Source organism: Bifidobacterium sp. 2450, from assembly GCF_041900695.1.
Classification (GTDB): domain Bacteria; phylum Actinomycetota; class Actinomycetes; order Actinomycetales; family Bifidobacteriaceae; genus Bifidobacterium; species Bifidobacterium longum.
Window position 1 is genome coordinate 81,745 of sequence record NZ_JBHEEA010000004.1, and the last position, 18,966, is coordinate 100,710.

General features: G+C 61.0%; 15 protein-coding genes and 2 tRNA genes. 7 read left to right on the forward strand and 10 right to left on the reverse strand.

Annotated features, from left to right (window positions below):
* The first annotated feature begins 26 nt into the window (after window positions 1-26).
* From ACEUKI_RS02655 to ACEUKI_RS02670, 4 genes are all read left to right on the forward strand, one after another.
* Window positions 27-100 (forward strand) — tRNA-Pro (locus ACEUKI_RS02655).
* 233 nt (window positions 101-333) lie between these two features.
* On the forward strand, window positions 334-1,524 hold the full coding sequence (locus ACEUKI_RS02660) for an MFS transporter (RefSeq protein WP_080785901.1): 1,191 nt from the start codon (window positions 334-336) through the stop codon (window positions 1,522-1,524).
* An 86-nt stretch (window positions 1,525-1,610) separates the two neighbouring features.
* Window positions 1,611-3,974 (forward strand): DUF4037 domain-containing protein, encoded by a 2,364-nt coding sequence (locus ACEUKI_RS02665; protein ID WP_374156468.1) that lies wholly within the window; start codon window positions 1,611-1,613, stop codon window positions 3,972-3,974.
* A gap of 75 nt (window positions 3,975-4,049) precedes the next feature.
* Window positions 4,050-4,682: a DUF4125 family protein gene (locus tag ACEUKI_RS02670; RefSeq protein WP_080785900.1), complete on the forward strand. Its 633-nt coding sequence runs from the start codon at window positions 4,050-4,052 to the stop codon at window positions 4,680-4,682.
* Between the two features lie 149 nt (window positions 4,683-4,831).
* Here ACEUKI_RS02670 and ACEUKI_RS02675 read toward each other — a convergent pair whose 3' ends face one another.
* The 3 genes from ACEUKI_RS02675 to ACEUKI_RS02685 form a co-directional block, all read right to left on the reverse strand.
* Window positions 4,832-6,433, reverse strand: a complete 1,602-nt coding sequence (locus ACEUKI_RS02675) for a S9 family peptidase (RefSeq protein WP_080785899.1) — start codon at window positions 6,431-6,433, stop codon at window positions 4,832-4,834.
* Between the two features lie 102 nt (window positions 6,434-6,535).
* On the reverse strand, window positions 6,536-7,225 hold the full coding sequence (locus ACEUKI_RS02680) for a hypothetical protein (RefSeq protein ID WP_080785898.1): 690 nt from the start codon (window positions 7,223-7,225) through the stop codon (window positions 6,536-6,538).
* A gap of 29 nt (window positions 7,226-7,254) precedes the next feature.
* Window positions 7,255-8,961, reverse strand: a complete 1,707-nt coding sequence (locus ACEUKI_RS02685; protein WP_179133602.1) for a PspC domain-containing protein — start codon at window positions 8,959-8,961, stop codon at window positions 7,255-7,257.
* Between the two features lie 113 nt (window positions 8,962-9,074).
* Here ACEUKI_RS02685 and ACEUKI_RS02690 point away from each other — a divergent pair, with 113 nt between their 5' ends.
* Together ACEUKI_RS02690 and ACEUKI_RS02695 are read left to right on the forward strand one after the other, a co-directional pair.
* A complete protein-coding gene (locus ACEUKI_RS02690) occupies window positions 9,075-10,358 on the forward strand; it encodes an ATP-binding protein (RefSeq protein ID WP_080785896.1) in 1,284 nt (427 codons plus the stop codon).
* Window positions 10,355-11,050 (forward strand): response regulator transcription factor, encoded by a 696-nt coding sequence (locus ACEUKI_RS02695; protein ID WP_080785895.1) that lies wholly within the window; start codon window positions 10,355-10,357, stop codon window positions 11,048-11,050. Before ACEUKI_RS02690 ends, ACEUKI_RS02695 begins: the two co-directional genes overlap by 4 nt.
* 47 nt (window positions 11,051-11,097) lie before the next feature.
* Here the strand turns inward: ACEUKI_RS02695 and galE are convergent, their stop codons facing one another.
* The 3 genes from galE to ACEUKI_RS02710 form a co-directional block, all read right to left on the reverse strand.
* Window positions 11,098-12,120: a UDP-glucose 4-epimerase GalE gene (gene galE / locus ACEUKI_RS02700; protein ID WP_080785894.1), complete on the reverse strand. Its 1,023-nt coding sequence runs from the start codon at window positions 12,118-12,120 to the stop codon at window positions 11,098-11,100.
* Between the two features lie 416 nt (window positions 12,121-12,536).
* Entirely contained in the window at window positions 12,537-13,184 is a 648-nt protein-coding gene (locus ACEUKI_RS02705; RefSeq protein ID WP_251847985.1) for an HAD family phosphatase, read from the reverse strand.
* Window positions 13,185-13,194: 10 nt separating this feature from the next.
* Window positions 13,195-13,629 carry a UTRA domain-containing protein gene (locus ACEUKI_RS02710; RefSeq protein WP_144169770.1) on the reverse strand — a complete coding sequence of 145 codons (435 nt, stop codon included), beginning with the start codon at window positions 13,627-13,629 and terminating at the stop codon, window positions 13,195-13,197.
* A gap of 5 nt (window positions 13,630-13,634) precedes the next feature.
* Here ACEUKI_RS02710 and ACEUKI_RS02715 point away from each other — a divergent pair, with 5 nt between their 5' ends.
* Complete coding sequence (locus ACEUKI_RS02715) at window positions 13,635-14,324, forward strand: DUF5695 domain-containing protein (RefSeq protein WP_144169769.1); 690 nt, start codon at window positions 13,635-13,637, stop codon at window positions 14,322-14,324.
* 61 nt (window positions 14,325-14,385) lie between these two features.
* On the opposite strand, the gene ACEUKI_RS02720 is transcribed toward ACEUKI_RS02715, so the two are convergent.
* The 4 genes from ACEUKI_RS02720 to serS form a co-directional block, all read right to left on the reverse strand.
* The gene (locus tag ACEUKI_RS02720) at window positions 14,386-15,849 is read right to left on the reverse strand and encodes an amino acid permease (RefSeq protein WP_144169768.1); all 1,464 of its coding nucleotides are present in this window, start codon (window positions 15,847-15,849) and stop codon (window positions 14,386-14,388) included.
* Between the two features lie 158 nt (window positions 15,850-16,007).
* The gene (locus tag ACEUKI_RS02725) at window positions 16,008-17,075 is read right to left on the reverse strand and encodes a phosphotransferase enzyme family protein (RefSeq protein WP_115770789.1); all 1,068 of its coding nucleotides are present in this window, start codon (window positions 17,073-17,075) and stop codon (window positions 16,008-16,010) included.
* A gap of 380 nt (window positions 17,076-17,455) precedes the next feature.
* Window positions 17,456-17,539, reverse strand: a tRNA-Ser gene (locus tag ACEUKI_RS02730).
* Between the two features lie 83 nt (window positions 17,540-17,622).
* Window positions 17,623-18,909, reverse strand: a complete 1,287-nt coding sequence (serS, locus tag ACEUKI_RS02735; RefSeq protein WP_144169767.1) for a serine--tRNA ligase — start codon at window positions 18,907-18,909, stop codon at window positions 17,623-17,625.
* Between the last annotated feature and the right edge of the window lie 57 nt (window positions 18,910-18,966).

The window sequence follows — 18,966 nt, forward strand, 5'->3', positions numbered from 1 at the left end:
ATGTAGTATCTACGTCTGTTGCCAAACGGGCTGTAGCGCAGCTTGGTAGCGCGCTTCGTTCGGGACGAAGAGGCCGCGGGTTCAAATCCCGCCAGCCCGACAACTGGACTGGATTGTTGAGAAATCAGCAATCCGGTTTTTCGTTTCCTGTCCCAACAATCAAACCAAGCGATCGAACAGCGGTAAACAACCCGCCGCACACAGCGACAAACCACATCACGGCAGGCCCCGTATTTGTTGGCGGACCACCGTAATATATCGCTCGAATCAATCGATTGCCGCACTGTTTTTTGTAAGTAATACTGAAGTAATACTGAAGTAATTAGAGGAACCATGAAGAAGAGCCTGCTTGCACTGGTTTCGGGCGCGTTCATTCTCGGTGCCGCCGAGTTCGTGATGATGGGCATTCTGCCGCAGGCCGCGGCCGCCACCGGCGTGGACATCCCCACCGCAGGCCATTACATTTCCGCGTATGCGATCGGCGTGTGCTTCGGCACACTGATTCTGGTATTCGGCCGCAAGGTGCCGCCGAAGAACCTCATCATATTGTTTATGGTGATTGCCTTGGTGGGCAATCTGGCTTCCACGTTCTCCGTCAATGCCGCCATGCTGGTCGTCGCACGATTCGTCGCCGGTCTGCCGCACGGCGCATTCTTCGGCACAGCCACACTCATCGCCAAGACTCTGGCGGAGAAAGGCAAGGAGGCGCAGGCCGTATCCGTGATGGTCACCGGACAGACCGTGGCCAATATGCTCGGCGTACCAGCGGGCACCTTGATGGCCGAGTTCCTTTCCTGGCGTCTTGCCTTCGGCATTTTGGCCGCTTGGGCGGCAATGACAATTGTGCTGGCGTTGGCGTGGATTCCGTACGTTGCACCGATTAAGGACGCAGGCATCGCCGGTCAGTTCAAGTTCCTCACCCGTCGTGGCCCGTGGGTGATTCTGGCCGCCGTGTTCACCGGCAATGCCGGTGTGTTCTGCTGGTGGAGCTACGTCTCCCCTTGGCTGCAGAAAACCGGCGGATGGTCGTCTTCCCTGGTGCCGATGCTGATGATGCTTGCCGGCTTTGGTATGGTCATCGGCGGTCTGCTTGGAGGTCGCCTGACCGACCATTGGAGGCATGCCGGCGCGGCCGCAATAGGTCAGTCCATCTCCTGCTTCGGCTTGTTGCTGGTGCTTATCACTCCGGGCAATCAGCCGATGACCGCTGTACTGACGTTCTGGATCGCCATCGGATTGTTCTTTACTTCCGCTCCACAGCAATTGCTGATGACCGAAGCCGGCCAGGGCGGCGGCGAGCTGATCGCCGGCGCGGCTGTACAGGTGGCGTTTAACTTCGGCAATGCCATCGGCTCGATTGTCGGCGGCGCGATGCTCACCACCTTCTCGATGAACTATCGCTATACCGGCCTGGGCGGTATGCCGCTGGCCCTGCTTGCCGTAGGGCTGCTGGCCTTCTACTCGTGGCGCTGCGAAACCGATACCGACGACATTCACCGCATGCGCGAAATCAAGGTGGACTGAGACCAAGCTCACATTCGCCTCCCTGACGTGTTTGTTCACAGTATTAATAGACTGAAATCAGACACGGTTCAGGGAGGTCTGGCGGTATGGATGAGGAAGCACTGCTCAAACAATTCGCCGCGCAATTCGCGCATGGTCCAGACGATGCCGACGACACCGATGCGGCGGCCGCAGCACAAGGTGCCGATTCCACGGCGAACCAGGCCACGGACGATGCCAATCAATCGCCCGCAACCTTTGATACCCAACAATTCCTGAACGGACTGGACGCGATCTTCGATCGCCACGCGGCCGCCACCGAAGCCGGCCCGTACTTGGAACAGGCGATGGTGGACGCGGAAAACGCCGGCGACGAGGCCGGACTGCTCACCGTGCTCAACGAAACGATGGGCTTCTATCGCTCGCAAGGTCGGCACAAGGAGAATCAGTGGATTGTGCAGCGAGCGCTGGAACTGGCCGCTCGTATGGGCTTGACCACCGGCACATCCGAGGCGTGGGCCACCACGCTAATCAATTGCGCCACCGCGACGCGCGCGGCCAAACAATACGATCAGGCCGAGGATTTGTATCATCAGGCGCAGAGTGTCTGCCGGCATTCGCTGGCACCCACCGACCGTAGGCTCGCAGCGCTGCACAACAATCTGTCGATGCTCTACAGCGAGACGAATCGGCCCGACAAGGCGGAACTGGAGTTGCGTGAAGCGCTGCGCATTATCGAAGCCTCGAGCGTGAACCCGGACGCGGATATCGACGTGGCCAGCTCGCACACAAATCTGGCGTTGACCCTGCTGACCGAACACAAGTTGGAGGGCGCGCATTGGCATGCAGCCAAAGCGCTGGAAATCTATCGCACCGGCCATCTGGAACATTCCGCGCATTATGCCTCCGCACTGGCGGGCTTCGCGCAGGTGTGCTTTGCCGAGAGACGGTATGCGGATGCGGTTACTGGATACCGGCATGCGCTGGCCGTGATCGAGGAATGTTACGGCAAGGACACCGATTACTGGCGTATCACCGCCGACAATCTGCGGCAGGCCGAGGAAGCGGCGGCGCAGGCCGGGGTGACGGTTGACAATGCGGGTGTTGCTGGCGATGCAGGCGCGCTGCCCCAGTCCGGATCGCGGCTGCCGAACAGCCCGGCACAGGACAAGACCGGTGCGAACGCGGCATCTTCCCCATCCACCGTTTCGGTGTCGACCGGTTCTGCGGGCGCGGCCGAGGCCGTTTCCGCATGCCCGGTGTCCGGACTGAAGTTGGCCCGCGCGTTCTGGACGCAGATGGGCAAGCCGATGATTGCGGCGAAGTATCCACAGTATGCCGGGCGTATCGCCGCCGGTCTGGTGGGTCATGGCTCGGAATGCTACGGATTCGATGATGCGTATTCGCAGGACCACGATTTCGGCCCGCGCTTCTGCCTGTGGCTTACGGATGAGGATTACGCGGCCATCGGCGAGCAACTTGAGGCCGATTACGAGGCACTGCCGCGCAAGTTCAGCGTGGATGCGCAAGGCCGCGTGACGTTCGAGGCGCATGCCAGGTCCGATGCTTCCGGAGCATTCCCCTCCGCAGGTGCAGGCTCCACCGTCATACCCGATGCGGCAAACGCACCCACCCCCGGCACCGCTACGGACGATACCGCCACTGCCGAGTCAGGCGCGGCGTCCTCTGATATGGCGGAAGCGATGACGACTCCGACCGATGCACCGCTCTCCCCCGTCACGCCGCGCGCACAGGGCGCGAATCGCCGTGACGGCGTGTTCCGCATCGGTGACTTCTTTGAGTCGATCACCGGGTATCGCACTGCGCCGGCGCAGACCGCGCCGCATGAGTGGCTAATGCTTCAGGAATCGACCTTGGCCGCCGCCACCAATGGTGAGGTGTTCGCCGATCCCACCGGTCTGTTTTCCAAGATGCGCCAAGGGTTCAAGAACATGCCCGACGATGTGCGGCTCGCGCTGATCTCCAAGCGACTCGGCATGATCGCCCAGGCCGGTCAATATAATCTGCCGCGTTCGTTGAAGCGCGGCGACGGCGCGGCCGCATGGCTGTCCATCCACGAGTTCGTGCAGGCCACCGCCTCGTTGGTGTTCCTGGTTAACGTGCCGATGGTGGTGGGCTATATGCCGTATTGCAAGTGGCAGTTCGCAGCATTGCGCAAGCTGTCTGGCTCGATGTTCGCGCTGTTGCCGAACGCGGGCGAACAGTTGGAAACCGTGATGCGATTGAGTTCGGCAGCCTGCTATGGCGGGGCCGGATTCGGCGAAGGCGGCAAGGGCGCGGCTCCAGCAATCGAGAAAATCAACGATATTGTGGAGCAGATTGCGGTGGATATCGTCAAGGAACTCAAACGCGAACACCTGACCACGTCCGGTGAGACCTTCCTCGAATGGCAGCGCCCGTATGTCGAGGACCACATCGCCTCTGATGATCCGGTGCTTAAAAGTTTGTAGATTCAAGCTCCCGCTGTCACGGCTTCGCCGTGCCACCTCCCTCATCAGAGGGAGGTATTAGCGAAAGGAACGTCGATGACCAACGAACTGACTGATGATGAACTGCGCGAGGCTATTGTGCGCCATGAATGGGATCAGTTCCAGCGCACCAACAATGAGGGTGGACGCGCGGCATGCCAAGGCAACTGGCCGGTGTTCCACCAGATGCGGCTGGCCCAGTTCCTCACATGGGAGCGGCCATTACTCACCAGCTATGCCGCTGATCTTGACGCGGCCGACCACGTGGGCCGCAACCTCGTGACCGAAAAATACGGCCGCATGATGGCCTCCACCGCGCCGGAAGATTTCACGAAGAACATAGAGCCGTATATTCCGCGTCTCTCTGAAGAGCGCGTGGCCCGTCAGGAACAGGTCATCGCCCAGCAGGTCGCCTGGGCCAAGGATTTCCGCGAGCGCTACCCCAAGCTCGGCGAGGCGATGCGCGTACTCACCACCACCGAAGACACACCATCTGCCACCTCATTCGAAACCTATCTGCGCGGCGAGCTTGGTACGTATTCCGACCAGACCTTCGAACGTTACGAAGCGATGATTGGCGAGCGCGCCGCAGCCAGCCCGCAACGCAATATCACTGAGGAAACCTTGTTGCACACAGTCCAGCTCGGCGGTTTCGACACCTTAGAGGAGGCCGAAGCCTCCCAAGCGTAATACTCAGCCATTCACTGTGTATCGGACACCCCGACTGATGTACGCCGGCCGGCCACACCCAGGCCAACGCAATCTGCCGATCGCCCCACACCCAGACCACCAACGCAGCCTGCCCGCCAAGCCCCATTTACCAGCGCACATCGGCAGAATTACAGCGAGAATAGGCCCCAGAATGCCAGTGTCATCAGTGTGGTGAGAGTGCCGAGCGCTACCATCACGCATATGACGCGCCGCACACCGACGATATCGGCGCGGCAATACCAGACACGTTCCATTTCCCAAGCAAACAGCGCCACCAACAGCATGGTCGCTATTCGCAGCACCACCCATCCGACGGCAAACAGCCGCGGTTGAGGCATAACCAATACAGCCGATACGCCTACGGCGCTCATATAGCCGTACAACAGCCCAGTAATCACCACCACCGCTGTGCCGATACCGGCAGATAAGCCGGCAATGCCGTGCAACATGCGCCGCTGGGCGGCCCCCAGCTCACTCGGCGTCGCATGCATGGCCCGCACAGTCGCCACACTACGTCGCCCGGCCAGCAACGTCTGTAGCCAAGAAAACACAGTCAAGCCAATACCTAATATCGCCGCCATCACGATCAGCACGGGCCCTGCCACCATCAGACCGGCCAGCACGCCGAGCGAGCCGACGATACCGGATCTGGTACGTTGCGGCGCGGCGAAGCGCTGGTGAGGTGTTGCACCGGCGACTTGAGGCGTTGCCCATCCATCGGCTTTGGTTCCGGCAGTCACACCGTTCACCCAATTTTCCAGCGCTTGCGTATAGCCTTCGGCCAATGGCAGGTTCGGGGTGAATAAGCCCTCACCAGCCCGCATCTGATGGTTGCCGGCGAAATAGCGTACGGTGACGTTCTCGTTGCCGGACTTGTTGGCCGTAGCGATGACCCGCTGCGCCCCCTGTTCGATGGGCATGGCCGTATCGTAGGTGCCGTAGTTCACCAGCACCGGCATGGTGAGGGATTTCAGATACCGGTCGGCATCAAAGTCGGCATAGGCTAGATCAAATGGCGCGTAGTCCAGCGACATCAATTTGGCCATGTCTTTGACCACGGGCTTGGGCGCGCCGGCCTCATGTGTATAGGCGCTGACAGCCATGGCCATTTGCTCACGTCCATTGAACACCGGTGCGGATGTAAGTATGGCGAAGGCGATGTCTTGCCGTTTCGAGGTTAGAATCGTTGCGATCCAGGTGCCTTCGGATTCGGCGTAGATGCCGGTTTTGGCGGGGTCCACGCCGCTTATGCCACGCAGCACGTCGAGCGAACGCCCGTATTCGCGAGCAAAACGCGGGTAGTCGCGATGCAGCACGGTGTAGTTGTCGTTGCGCTTGGCCGGCACCAAGGTCACGATACCGGCAGAGGCCATGGCGTTGGCGATATCGCCGAAATCCTCGGCACCGCTGGTACCGGACCCGTGAATGAACAGACAAGCCGGGCGTGGCCCGGGAGCGCCGACCGGTTCACGTAGTACGGCGGGTAGCGTGACGCCGTCGCCGGTCTTGATGGATAGTCGGGTTTCACGCGTACGATATCGCCCCTCGTGGGGAATGTTCGCATGGGCAGGGGTGATGGTGGTGTCGGCAGAAGCGATAACGATGTGCTTGGTGTAGGGCCGCGTGTTCCATTGCGGCATCATCGCCCAGCCAAGTGTGGCGAATACCAGCGTCATCGCCATCGCGGTGGCGATGACGCTCGCTACCCGCCGCACCGAAATCCGCTTCATAGTTACTATGCCTCCCCCATCAGCATAGAACGGTCGGCTCTTATCGGTCGGCTCCCGTCATAATGTGCTTCTACTGGGACCGTGATGCAATGGTTTGTAACGCTATTTTCTCTTCTTGACGACACCGACTATGGCCCATACAACGGCCACTATTACCAGAATCAATCCCACTACGGCACAAATAATAGCCGTCAGCAATTGCGGATTCGGCGAGAACAGCGAAATCATCCGATCCGGAGATATGTACCCGAAAACCAGCGCGATCACGCCGATAATCACGCCTAATAGTCCGAATACCACAGTAGGCGCGCTGGTGCTCTGTTTCTGGATGTTCTTGGCACTCTTGACATCCTTAGCATTCTGGACGTTCTTGGCGCTTCCCCCAGGCTGGCATGGTTTGCCGGCGGTCTGAGACTGCTCATAGGGAGGTCGTGCTGAAGATGCTGCGTACATCGGCACATCATCGGCAGATGGAATCGGCCCGTCATCCCCCTCCACGGCATCGGCAACTGTTTCCAGGGCAATCCGATCTGTGGTTGGTTCGATGGGCGATGGAGAGGCAGCTGTTGCCTGCGTATCCACATCCGAGACCGACGCATCCGCATGATCGTCGGGGACGGGCAGCACAGCCGTTTCGTCATCATCCGCTGCGGATGGCAGCACCGTGGTATCGGTTCGGTCATCGACGGTCACCATGGTTGTGGTCGCGGTGGTCGCGTCGGTTTCGGAAGGTATGGCCGTGGTCGGTGTCGCATCCTCGATGGAGGCGAATTCCTTGGTTTCATCAGTCATGATTCCATCTCCTGGTTGCAACGGCTTGATCATTCCGATTGTTCGGTTGTGTTCTTGCTTGTACTGTTGCCGTTGTATATATCGGCAAGCGGCTGGAACGTGGAGCCTTCCCAATCGGAGGCGTACACCACGTTGACGCGTGCTTCCACCACATAGGGAATATTGATTTTTAATTCTGGGCCGTTGTCCGGCATGGCGGATTCCTTATACAACCATTCGTAATCAGGCCCATTGGCGGCACTTTCAGCTTCGAAGAAAACAACGCTTGGACCCATGTAGTTGTTGTATACCATCTCGTATTTGCCGCCAACGCCACTCGAAGTGGAGTAGGAGTCGGCGGTGCCGAAGGCGTAAGTGCAGGAATCCGGCAGAACGATATGCACTTGCGCCTGTGTTGCGGCTATGGTGATGGTACCGACCGGGCAATTACTGATGGAAGTTTTGCCATCCAGCATCTTCACCGTGTGCGGTCCATGTGTCTTGTCCCAATCGGACCAATCAATGATTGCCTGATCGGTGTTGTAGTTTTCACCGCTGAACGCCACACCTTGCTGCAATGTTTCGAACGTGGCATCGCTGGCATCGGCAACGAAGACGCCATCCTTTTGTACATCGTTCATGCCGTCGCTGTTTCTCGCACTGACAGATTGGCTCAGTGAAACAACAGTATTGATGCCGCTGGCACCAAGACCACGGTAGTACACGCCATACGTGCCTGAAACGATGGTCATGCAGAGCGCGCATCCACCGGCAACCAGTCCGAGAGGAATCAGACCACCGGTACGCCGTCCTCTGAATCCGAGAATGATGACCACCAGCCCCATCACTATGCATACTGCGGCAATCCAGATGGTGCTCAGACGCATAATGCCGATAACACCCATGTCGTTTACCCAAATCAGTCCCATCAGACCGGCAAAGGAGAGGAAGGTAAGGCCCAGTATGCTCAAGACCACGATTGGGCCCGCCGGCTTGCGGCGCTTGGACTCGGTGGGGGCATAGGCCGTCGCATTCATACGGTCGGGGGCAAACGGCCCGTTGGGTACTGTGCCGGGCATCGCGCTGGGCACTGTGCCCGGCATCACGCTGGGCATCGACCGATAGACAGGCTGTGAAACAGGCTGTGAAACACTAGGCGCGGTTCGTGAAACAGGTTGTGAAACAGGTTGCGGAGCTGAATACAAAGGAGATTGAGGGACTGGTTGCGCGGCTGGATATGAGGCAGGCTGTGGAGCTGGATATGACACAGGCTGTGAAACCGGTCGCGGCGCAGATGCCCCGAATCCGTACCCTTCCTGCTGGCGAATGCCGCTTTTGGCCAACAACCATAGTGCTAAGGCAGCGAGCGCAATACAAACCCACCCCGCACCTGGAATCACGATTGCCACGGCGAGGAACAGGAAGCATCCCAGACAATTCCAGTCCCATTGGCCGGCAATGAGGTCCTCGGCCAAGATGTGCCCATCGCGTACATCCGGCATCAGAAACCAGCCGAGTGCGTACAGAGCTGCGCCAAAACCGAAGAACAATGTACATACAATCACCAACGCACGTACTAATGTGGGGCTCCAGCCAAGCCGTAAAGCGATGCCGCTGCATACGCCGCCGACCCACCGGTCGTCGCCGCGAACCAGTCCACTGGATCGCACCCAAGTGAAGAAGCGTCGCGATGTCTTGTTTTTTTGCGGACCAGGCTGCGGCTGTGGCTGATACGGATTCGCGTTTGGATTGCTCATGATTCCATTACACCGCCCGACCACTGCCACAACGCTCGGGGAACACCCTGATTGTTCCCTGAACGCCGGGTAAAACCCCGGCCGCAACGCCCTGAGCGCGGCACAATAGGAGTATGACGTCATCTCCCGAACCATTGCTGCCCGCGCGCATGCCGTTGACGCGCCCCCGGCAGGGCCGTTGGCTCACCGGCGTGTGCAAGGGCATCGCCCTGCACTTGGGCATCGGCGTGGCATGGGTTCGGATTGCGTTCATCGCACTGACCGTCCTCTACGGCGCAGGCATCATCGCTTATGTATTCCTGTGGGTGTTCATGCCTGCCGGAGACCCGGTGGCGGCTGCGGCTCGCACAGTGCCCGTTGATCAGGCGCCGCTTGCGCGAGGCAATCAGCCACTTGCCGCTCATGACGACGAATCGGCTGCCGCATCGGAATCATTGTCCGAGGTCATCCAACGTGCTCCGAAACCGGCCGTCGTGGCATTGGCCGGTTTCGCGTTGATGGCCACCGGACTGCTGCTCACCAGCACCGGTGCGGATGTCCAGATTGTGTTTCCGCTGCTGGTAGGGTTGGGCGGCATCGCACTGGCATGGATGAATCTTAGTCCGCGAGGCACGCAGCTGTTGTCTATGTTGGGCGGCATCGCACTGATTTTCATGGGATGGGCATTGTATGTGCGTAATGTCAGCATTCCTGAGTGGGGCACCTCTCCTCGACGCATTGTTGCCAGCGGATTCGTGATGATCGTCGGTATCGTGGTGGCGGTGATGCCGTGGGCGAACGCGATGCTGCAACGGCTCACCCACGAGCAGGCATTGAAGGAGCGCGAAGAGGAGCGCGCGGACATGACCGCCCATCTGCATGATGGCGTGCTGCAAACGTTGGCGCTGATTCAGCTGCACTCCGAAGAACCGACCACCGTATTCGCCCTGGCGCGTAGCCAAGAGCGCGAGCTGCGCGAATGGCTGTATCAGGAACGTTCCACATCGGATCGTTCGGTGGGAGCCGGATTGAAGCAGATCGCCGCCGAGGTGGAGGACGAGCACGGCAAGCCGATTGAGGTGGTCACCGTGGGCGACGCGCGGCCGAGCGCCCAGACCGATGCGCTGCTGGACGCCACCCGTCAGGCGTTGGTCAATGCGGTCACGCATGGCGGTGAGCCGGTGTCTTCGTATTGCGAGGCCAGCGACACGATGGTTGAAGTGTTCGTGCGCGACCATGGCGAAGGCTTCGATATGGACGCCATTCCACCCGACCGGCTGGGCATCCGTGAATCGATTATCGGCCGCATCAAACGGCGCGGCGGTACAGTGGAGATAGTGTCCAGAGCCGGATGGGGCACCGAAGTCAGAATGCATATGCCAATCGCGCTGAAAGCGGCGCAGGGAGAGCATCGATGAGTGAAAACGAGACAGCCAAGATTCGTGTGGCCGTGGTCGATGACCATGAGATGTTCCGTGCGGGCGTAATCGCCACGTTGCGTGATTTCTTCGATATCGTCGGCCAAGCGGCGGACGTGCCCGGTTCGGTGGCGATGATCGCACAGACCAAGCCGCAGGTGGTGTTGCTGGATGTGCATGTGCCCGGCGGCGAGGGTGGCGGCGGTGCCGAGATCCTCGCCAAATCGCGGCCTTACTCCCCCACTACCGTGTTTCTGGCATTGTCGGTTTCGGATGCGCCGCAGGATGTGGGGGCGGTGATTCGTGCCGGCGCCCAAGGCTATGTGACCAAGACGATTACCGGCACTGATTTGATTTCATCCATCAAGCAGGTGCATGAGGGCTATGCCGTGTTCTCGCCAAAACTGGCCGGTTTTGTGCTTTCGGCCTTCCAGGGTGTGCCGGCGGCGGGGTCTGATGGCGGCGCTGATGGTGCGGCACGGGCTCATGATGAGGAGCTGGACCGGCTGTCCGCCCGCGAGCAGGAGGTCATGCGGCTGATCGCGCGTGGTTACACGTATAAAGAGGTGGCGGCCGAACTGTTCATTTCGATCAAGACGGTCGAAACGCACGTGAGCTCGGTGCTGCGAAAGCTTCAGCTTTCGAATCGCACCGAGCTCACCCGTTGGGCCGCCGATAGGCGCATCGTGTGATGAAACGACAATGAGCTCCCTCATCAGAGGGAGCTCATCTGCTCATATCACTCCGCGTCGCGGAAACCGTTGGGGTTCTTGGTCTGCCAGTTGAGGGAGGAGGCGGCCATGTCGTCGATGGTCAGCTCGGCCTTCCAGCCAAGCTCCTTCTCCGCCTTGGAAGCGTCGGCATAGCAGGCGGCGATGTCACCGGGGCGACGCGGCTTGATCGCGTACGGAATCGGATGACCGGCGGCCTGCTCGTAAGCCTTGATAACCTCAAGCACGGAGTAGCCGTGGCCGGTACCCAGGTTGTAGACGGACACGCCTTCCTTGTCGATGTGGTCAATGACGGCCACGTGACCCTTGGCCAGGTCGACCACGTGGATGTAGTCACGCACACCAGTGCCGTCGGGCGTGTCGTAGTCGTCGCCGTAGACCTGGACTTCCTTGAGCTCGCCGACCGCGACCTTGGCCACGTACGGGGTGAGGTTCGCCGGAATACCCTTCGGGTCTTCGCCCAGCAGGCCGGACTCGTGTGCGCCGACCGGGTTGAAGTAGCGCAGCAGCACGATGGTCCAGGACGGATCGGCCACATGTACGTCGCGCAGGATCTGCTCCTGGAACAGCTTGGAGGTGCCGTACGGGTTGGTGGTGCCGCCGGTCGGCGTCTCCTCGGTAATCGGCAGTTCCTTCGGCGTGCCGTACACGGTGGCGGAGGAGGAGAAGATGATCTTCTTGACGTTGTGCTTCTTCATCACCTTGAGCAGCACAAGCGTGGAGTACAGGTTGTTGTCGTAGTATTCGATCGGCTTGGCCACGGACTCGCCCACGGCCTTGAGACCGGCGAAGTGAATGACCCAGTCGATGTTGTTTTCGGTAAAGACGCGTTCCATAAGCGCCTCATCGCGCGCGTCACCGTCGTAACGCTTGACCGGCTTACCGGTGATCTGCTCGACGCGCTCAAGCGCCACGGGAGACGAGTTGCCGTAGTTATCTACGGAAATAACGTCGTAGCCCTTGTTGAGCAGTTCGATGTCGGTGTGGGTGGCGATGAATCCAGCACCGCCCGTAACCAGAACAGTAGTCATATTTCCTCCTTGGAAGGACTTGCCTTCGGTTTTCCTTCAGCATTGAGCTTACTTCACTTGACCTGTTTCACCTAGCGGCAAAACCAAGGCTTTCGAGGAATGTTTGCGTGGTGGCTTTCTGCTTGAAGACGGCCGTGTTGCCGAGGATGCGGTAGCAGACGCTGCCGAGCTCGTCGTGCACGGCTTGGCGGATGGCCTCGCGGTCGTGGTTTCCGTAGTGAAATCACTACCTCAGTGTGATGACTGATAGCTGATGTATGCCCTCATTCTTTTATTGCCAACTTAGCTAACAATTACCGCGCGCCCGTTGAGGCGAGCAGCGTTAAACCGGTTCGATGCTCGATTGTGCGGGTTTGTTCATTTCATTAACTCCCCTTACAAAGCATCCGTAATTGCGGGGTCCTCTTCTCTACCGACTACGCATCCACTGCGACGCCTAGCTGGCGTAGGGACCGGCGCGCTTGGGGCGCGTCGGTGAAGGCTATGCCGTGCATGCCCACCGCGCAGGCGGCTTCGGCGTTGCGCGGCTTGTCATCGAAGAACACTGAAGCGGCCGGATCGATGCCGAACCGTTCGATCGCGCGACGGTAGATGGCCTCGTCCGGTTTGCGTATGCGCTCCTCGGAGGAGACCACCACATCGCGCAGCAGATCCATCGCCGGGAACTTCGCGCAGGCGGAGTCCACATATTCCGTGGTGAAGTTCGTCAGTCCCCACATGCGTATGCCGGCTCGGCTCAGATCGGCCATCAGCGATTCCATGCCGTCGATCATGCCGGCGAGCGCCAGCTCGTACCGTTCGAAATACACGCGGAACACCCATGCCGCGGCCGGGCCGTGGTGCTCCTCGTAATCGGCGAGTATCCGCTCCTGACTCCAGCCGGAATCCGACAGCGCGTCGTAATGGTCGAACCCGTATTCGTCGGCCGGGTCGAAGAACATGTCGATCACGCCGGGCGGGTACTGGCCCTCCAGCGGCAGGCGCGGCTGCCAGTCGAGCAGCACGTCGCAGAAGTCGAACACGACGTCGGTGATGGGAGCGGCCGGTGCGGTCATTTCACTCATGCGACCCACCTTAGCGAGTCCCCGCGCCCGAGCCGACACCGGCACCGGCCGTGGCCGACAGCCGCACATACCCCACATGATGCATGGTGAATCGCATGCGATCGGCGAGGTACACGTCGGTGGTGCGCTCGAACGGCGTGCCGTCGTCGCTGCGGGCCACGCGACGGATGCGCATCAGCGGTGTGCCGACCGGCACCCGCAGCAGCTCGGCCTCGTGCTCGCTGGCCGTCACCGATTCCAGCGTCTCGTCCACATCGTGCGGGCGCAGACCGTAATCTCGTTCGAACATCGTGTAGAACGGCTGCGTCAGGTCGCGCGCCAGGAATTGCGGGAACAGGTCGGCCGGCAGATGCGAGATCTCCAACGACAGCGGCCGCCCCTCGATGGAGCGCGGCCGCATGGCAGTACCAGTCCGAAGGCGGCAACACCACCGCCGCAGGCGCATACAGAATGATCAAGGTGCAGAACCGCTGGTGGATGTGGAGCGGCGAAGCCGACCTCGGCTTCTGGGGCGCGTTGCGTACCGCCTCCGTGAACGTCGTCAACGACAAGATCCTCGGCGAATACGCGTATGGCGTCGATCTGAAGACCGACAGCGGCACCTATGTGATCACGCCGAAGGACGGCGTGCGCCGGAAGGCCGTGTTCTACAACCTCGGCAAGCTCGGATTCGAACTGAGCGGAGCCAAGTACACGAAGGCCACGGTCGCGGCCGACGGCAAGAGCGTCACGCTCGAGCTGGAGAACACTCAGGGCGACGGCGCGTACACGCCCACCGTCGACCTGACCAACCTGCCGGAAAGCGAGTGGAAGGTCTCCGTCGCCGGCTCAGGTTCCGGTTCCGACGCGACCGCCGACGTGGCGCGTGCGGATGACGGCTCGGCCACGGTGCCGCTGTCGCTCGAAGGCTCCACCGCCACCGTGACCATCAGCACCGGCGACCCTGATCCGTCACCGAATCCTGATCCGTCGCCGAATCCGGATGACGGCTCGGGTGATGGCTCGGACAAGGCCGACGCCGGAACAGGCAAGTCCACACCGTTGTCGGCCACCGGCAGCGACGTCACCGGTTTGCTGATCGTGGCATTGGCGTTCATCGTGATCGGAACCACCGTTCTGATTCGTAGCCGCCGCGACTGACTACGGCGACTGACTGCAGTGACTGCCGCCGGCGACTGACACCGGCCGGCGGCAGTCGCCGTTAACGAGAGCGCCCGTCGGGGGAGAGCACGAGGTGCTTGCGGCCGTAGAGCGCGAAGAAGATCGTGGCGAGCACGTAGATGGCGACCATCACGTACACGGCCAGACGGTAGTCGGGGTTGAGCAGCACGGCCACGAAGATCGCGAAGGCGAGCCGGCCGGCGATCACCGCGCCCGGAGTGCCGAAGCGCGAGATGAACGGACGCTTGATGTCGGGCAGGTTCTTCTTGAGCAGCACGTACGAGACCATCTGCAGCAGGTAGGCCAGCACGGCGCCCCACACGGCGATGTTCAGCACCACGGAACCCGCGCCGTTACCGCCGTAGGCGATCACGAACAGTGCAGCGAAACCGATCACGGCACCGACGATCAGACCCCAGTACGGCGTCTTCTTCTTGCCGGTCAGAGACAGGAACGCCGGGTAGTAGCCCGCGCGAGACAGCGAGTAGAGGTTGCGTCCGTAGGCAAACATGATGCCCTGGATGGAGGCGAGCAGGCCGATCAATGCGAATGCGGAAAGCACGGCGGCGAGGTTGCCGGGCAGGATGGCGCGGTAGCCGTCGAGCAGCGGCTCGTCGGAGCCGGCCAGCGCCGCGGAACCGACCACGGTCGGGTTGAGGAACACGATGATCAGCGCGGAGATGCCCAGCGTGAAAATGCACAGGCGGGAGGACTTGGGGATGTTCTTCTCGGGCTCGCGCACTTCCTCGGCGGCCAGCGGCAGCTGTTCGATGCCGAGGAACAGCCACATGGCGAACGGCATGGCGAAGAAAATCGCGCCCGCGCCGAACGGCAGGAAGCTGGAACCGCCCGAGGTCGGGGCGATGTTGAGCAGCGTCGAGAAATCGGCCTTGCCGGTGACGACCGCACCGATGCCGAACAGCGCCACGATGGCGAGCGCCGCGATCGACACGACTTCGGCGAAGCGGAACGAGGTTTCGGCGCCCAGCCAGTTGACGACCACGAAGATCGCATACAGGCCGAGCCACCACACCCATTGCAGTCCGGCATCGTCAAGCGAGAATCCGGTCAGGTCCGTCAGGATCGCGTCGGCGTAAGCGGACGAGAAGTAGACGATGGTCGCGGCGGTCATCACGTATTCAATGGTTTCGGCCAGTCCGGTGAAGAAGCCGCCCCACGGGCCCATGGCCGCACGGGCGAAGGAGTAGGCGCCGCCGGTGTGCGGCATGGCGGAGGCCATTTCGGAGATGGAGTTGAGCATCAGCACGTACATCACGTACACGACGATCGCGGCGACGAGCATGCCGCCCCAGCCGGCTTGGGCGATGCCGCCGTTCCAGCCGGAGAAGTCGCCGGAGATGACGGCCGAGATACCGATGGCCCACAGGCCGAATGCGCCCGCGGTGCGTTTGAGCTGGCGCTTCTTGAAGTAGTCCTCGCCGGTTTTGACGTAGGTTACGCTGCTCAGGCCTCGGCCTGTTGCCGTTGTTGTTGTCGCAGACATGATGACCGCCTTCCTCTCTACGGTGTTTTGCGGATGTTGCGTTTGGGATTGGGGTGTGATTATTGGGATTTGGGATAGTGATGTTGACGATGTTCAGTTATGACAATTCGCAAGGTACCGGGCGACCGCCGCGTGCGCCGCGTCATGCCGCCGACGGATCAGTGCAGCAGCCACAGCGGGTCGGCGAGATAGCGCGCGGCGCACATCACGGAACCGGGAGCCTCCTCGGCCGCCATGCCGTCTGGCAGCGCGTCGGCGCGGTGGTTGGTGGTCCAGCCGAGCATCTGCAGGCGGCGGATCATCGACAACGCGCTCATCATCTTCAGCTCGTCGCCGGTGAATTCGCCGGCCACGTTCTGGTAGCCTTCGACCCACGCCTTGGCCAGATCCGGAGCGTACGGCTCATGTTCGATGAAGCTCAGCGAGGACGCGTAATCGTAGAGGTACCAGCTGTATCCGGCGTCGTCGAAGTCGATGATGGTGAGCTTGCCGTCGGGTCCCTTGATCACGTTGGACGGGCGCAGGTCGGCGTGGATCAGTCCCCAGGTCTGCTGGGTGCGCGGCACCTTCATCACCACGTCCATCGCCTTCCACAGCGCCTTGTTGCACAGTTCCTTGTCGCTGTCGCTCAGCGGCGCGGTCTCCCAGCGTCCCCAGCGCGGCGAAGGACCGACCATGTTCGACAGGTCCCAATTGAAGCGCGTGAACCCGTACGGCGGTTTCCACGTGCGCGACTGCTGATGGAATTTCGCGGCCCATTCGCCGATCGTCACATAGTAGGGGGCCGGGTTGTCGAGATCCTCCAGCACGGTGCCGTCGACGAATTTCGTGGAGATCACCGTCCAGCCGACCTCATTGCGGTCGTGGATCTTGGTGACGAAGGTGCCGCGCACGGTGGGTACCGGGTTGATCAGACTGATGCCGTCGATGTCGTGCAGGGCGTTGAGCCAGCTGATCTCCGAGGCGACCGCCTCCGGGCCGCCGACGTATCCGGGCTGGGAGACACGCACCACGCCTTCGGGCTTGCCGTCGAGCAGCAGCACGAAGGTCGCGTTTTCGGACACGGTGATGAGGTTCAGTTCGGCGCGCTCGTAGTTGATGCCCCATGCGCCGCACACGCCCTGGAACAGCCAGAACGGTGCAGGATCGCCTTTCTTCAGACCGCTGAACGTGTCCAGACTCACCACAGTGGTGGGATCGTCAAGCAAACTTGCAAGCTGCGACATCGTACCTCCCATGCCATTCGTATTGCCTGCATCGCGCGGCGCCGTTCGCGCTGCGTTCGCATTGGATACTGTGTATTGTGGAGGATCCGGGTATACGGCTCACGATCGTGCTGTTACGGCATCGTTAAAAACAACCGCCCCAATATTAATGGTTGATTTCCTCATAGTCGTGGAGTCCGTTTGAGGTGTGTGGTGGGGCGGGGCTGGCAGGGAGGGGACGCGGAGGAAGCTCGATATATGACAGCAAAAAAACTTCTTTTTCTCGCCCCGATGGTGAGCCTCGCCGTTGAGAATCGAGGACACGACGGCAGTCGCGCAGGGGGGCCAGCTCTATCAGAAGGATAGAAAAAGGGCCACCGTGGAACACGGTGGCCCTGATGCGGGTAGAGCGAGATTCGAACTCGCGGAGGCTAGGCCTCAACGGTTTTCAAGACCGTCTCCTTAGACCGCTCGGACATCTACCCATAGGGGTGCTCGAAGCACGGGAACCATGTTATCGGCACCCCTCGAATACCGCTTATGGCGGTCACGGCAGGCCGACCGGAAATCAGGCCTCCCACTTGGTGGGCTCGATAACTTCCTTGCCGCCCATGTAGGCGCGCATGGCCTTCGGGATCTCGATGGAGCCGTCCTTCTGCTGGTGGTTCTCCATGATGGCGACCAGCCAACGGGTGGTGGCCAGCGTGCCGTTCAGGGTGGAGACCGGGCGGGTGCCGCCGTCTTCCATACGCTCGCGGATGTTCAGGCGGCGAGCCTGGTACTCGGTGCAGTTCGAGGTGGAGGTGAGCTCGCGGTAGCGGCCCTGGGTCGGCACCCAAGCCTCGCAGTCGAACTTACGGGCGGCGGAGGAACCGAGGTCGCCGGCGGCGGTATCGATGATGCGGTAGGGCACCTCGACTTTGGCGAGCATCTCCTGCTCCATGGCCAGCAGGTGCTCGTGCTCCTTGTAGGAGTCCTCCTGCTTGGCGTAAACGAACATCTCCACCTTGTCGAACTGGTGGACGCGGATGATGCCGGAAGTATCCTTGCCTGCGGCACCGGCCTCGCGGCGGTAGCAGGAGGACCAACCGCAGTAGCGCAGCGGGCCGCTGCCGAGGTCGAGGATCTCGTTCTCGTGCATGCCGGCGAGCGCCACTTCGGAAGTGCCGACCAGGTACTGGTCATCGGGCTCGCGCAGACGGTAGATCTCGTCGGCGTGGGAGTTCAGGAAGCCGGTGCCGCGCATGACCTCGGGGCGCACGAGCGTCGGGGTGATGGCCAGCGTGAAGCCGTGCTCTTCGGCCTGGTCCACGGCCATGGTGAGCATGGCAATCTGCATACGGGCCACCTGGCCACGCAGGAAGTAGAAGCGGGAGCCGCCGACCTTGACGCCGCGGCGCATGTCGATGCCGGCCACGCCGGTGCCGAGGGTCAGGTGGTCCTTGGGCTCGAAGCCTTCGGCCGCGAAGTCGTGAATCTGGCCAACCTTCTTGACGACCACGTAGTCATCCTCGCCGCCTTCGGGAGCTTCGGGCTCCACGATGTTGGAGAGCTTCCACATGGCGGTGGTGTATTCCTCGGCTGCGGAATCGGCCTTGGACTTGTATTCGGAGACCTTCTGGGACAGTTCCTTGGTTTCGGCGATGAGCTTGGCCTTCTCGTCCGCCGGGGCGGAGGCGACTTTCTTGCCGATTTCCTTCTGCTGGGCGCGAGCCTCTTCGAAGGCCTTCAGCGCCTCACGACGTGCGGTGTCGGAGGAGAGCACTTCGTCGACGAGTTCCACGGACTCGCCGCGCTTGCGCTGGGATTCCTTGACGATATCGGTGTGTTCACGGATGAATTGAATATCAAGCATGGGCACCAGACTAGCCGCGTAAGCAGACACTGACAATGGCCGAATGTGGGGGGGGAG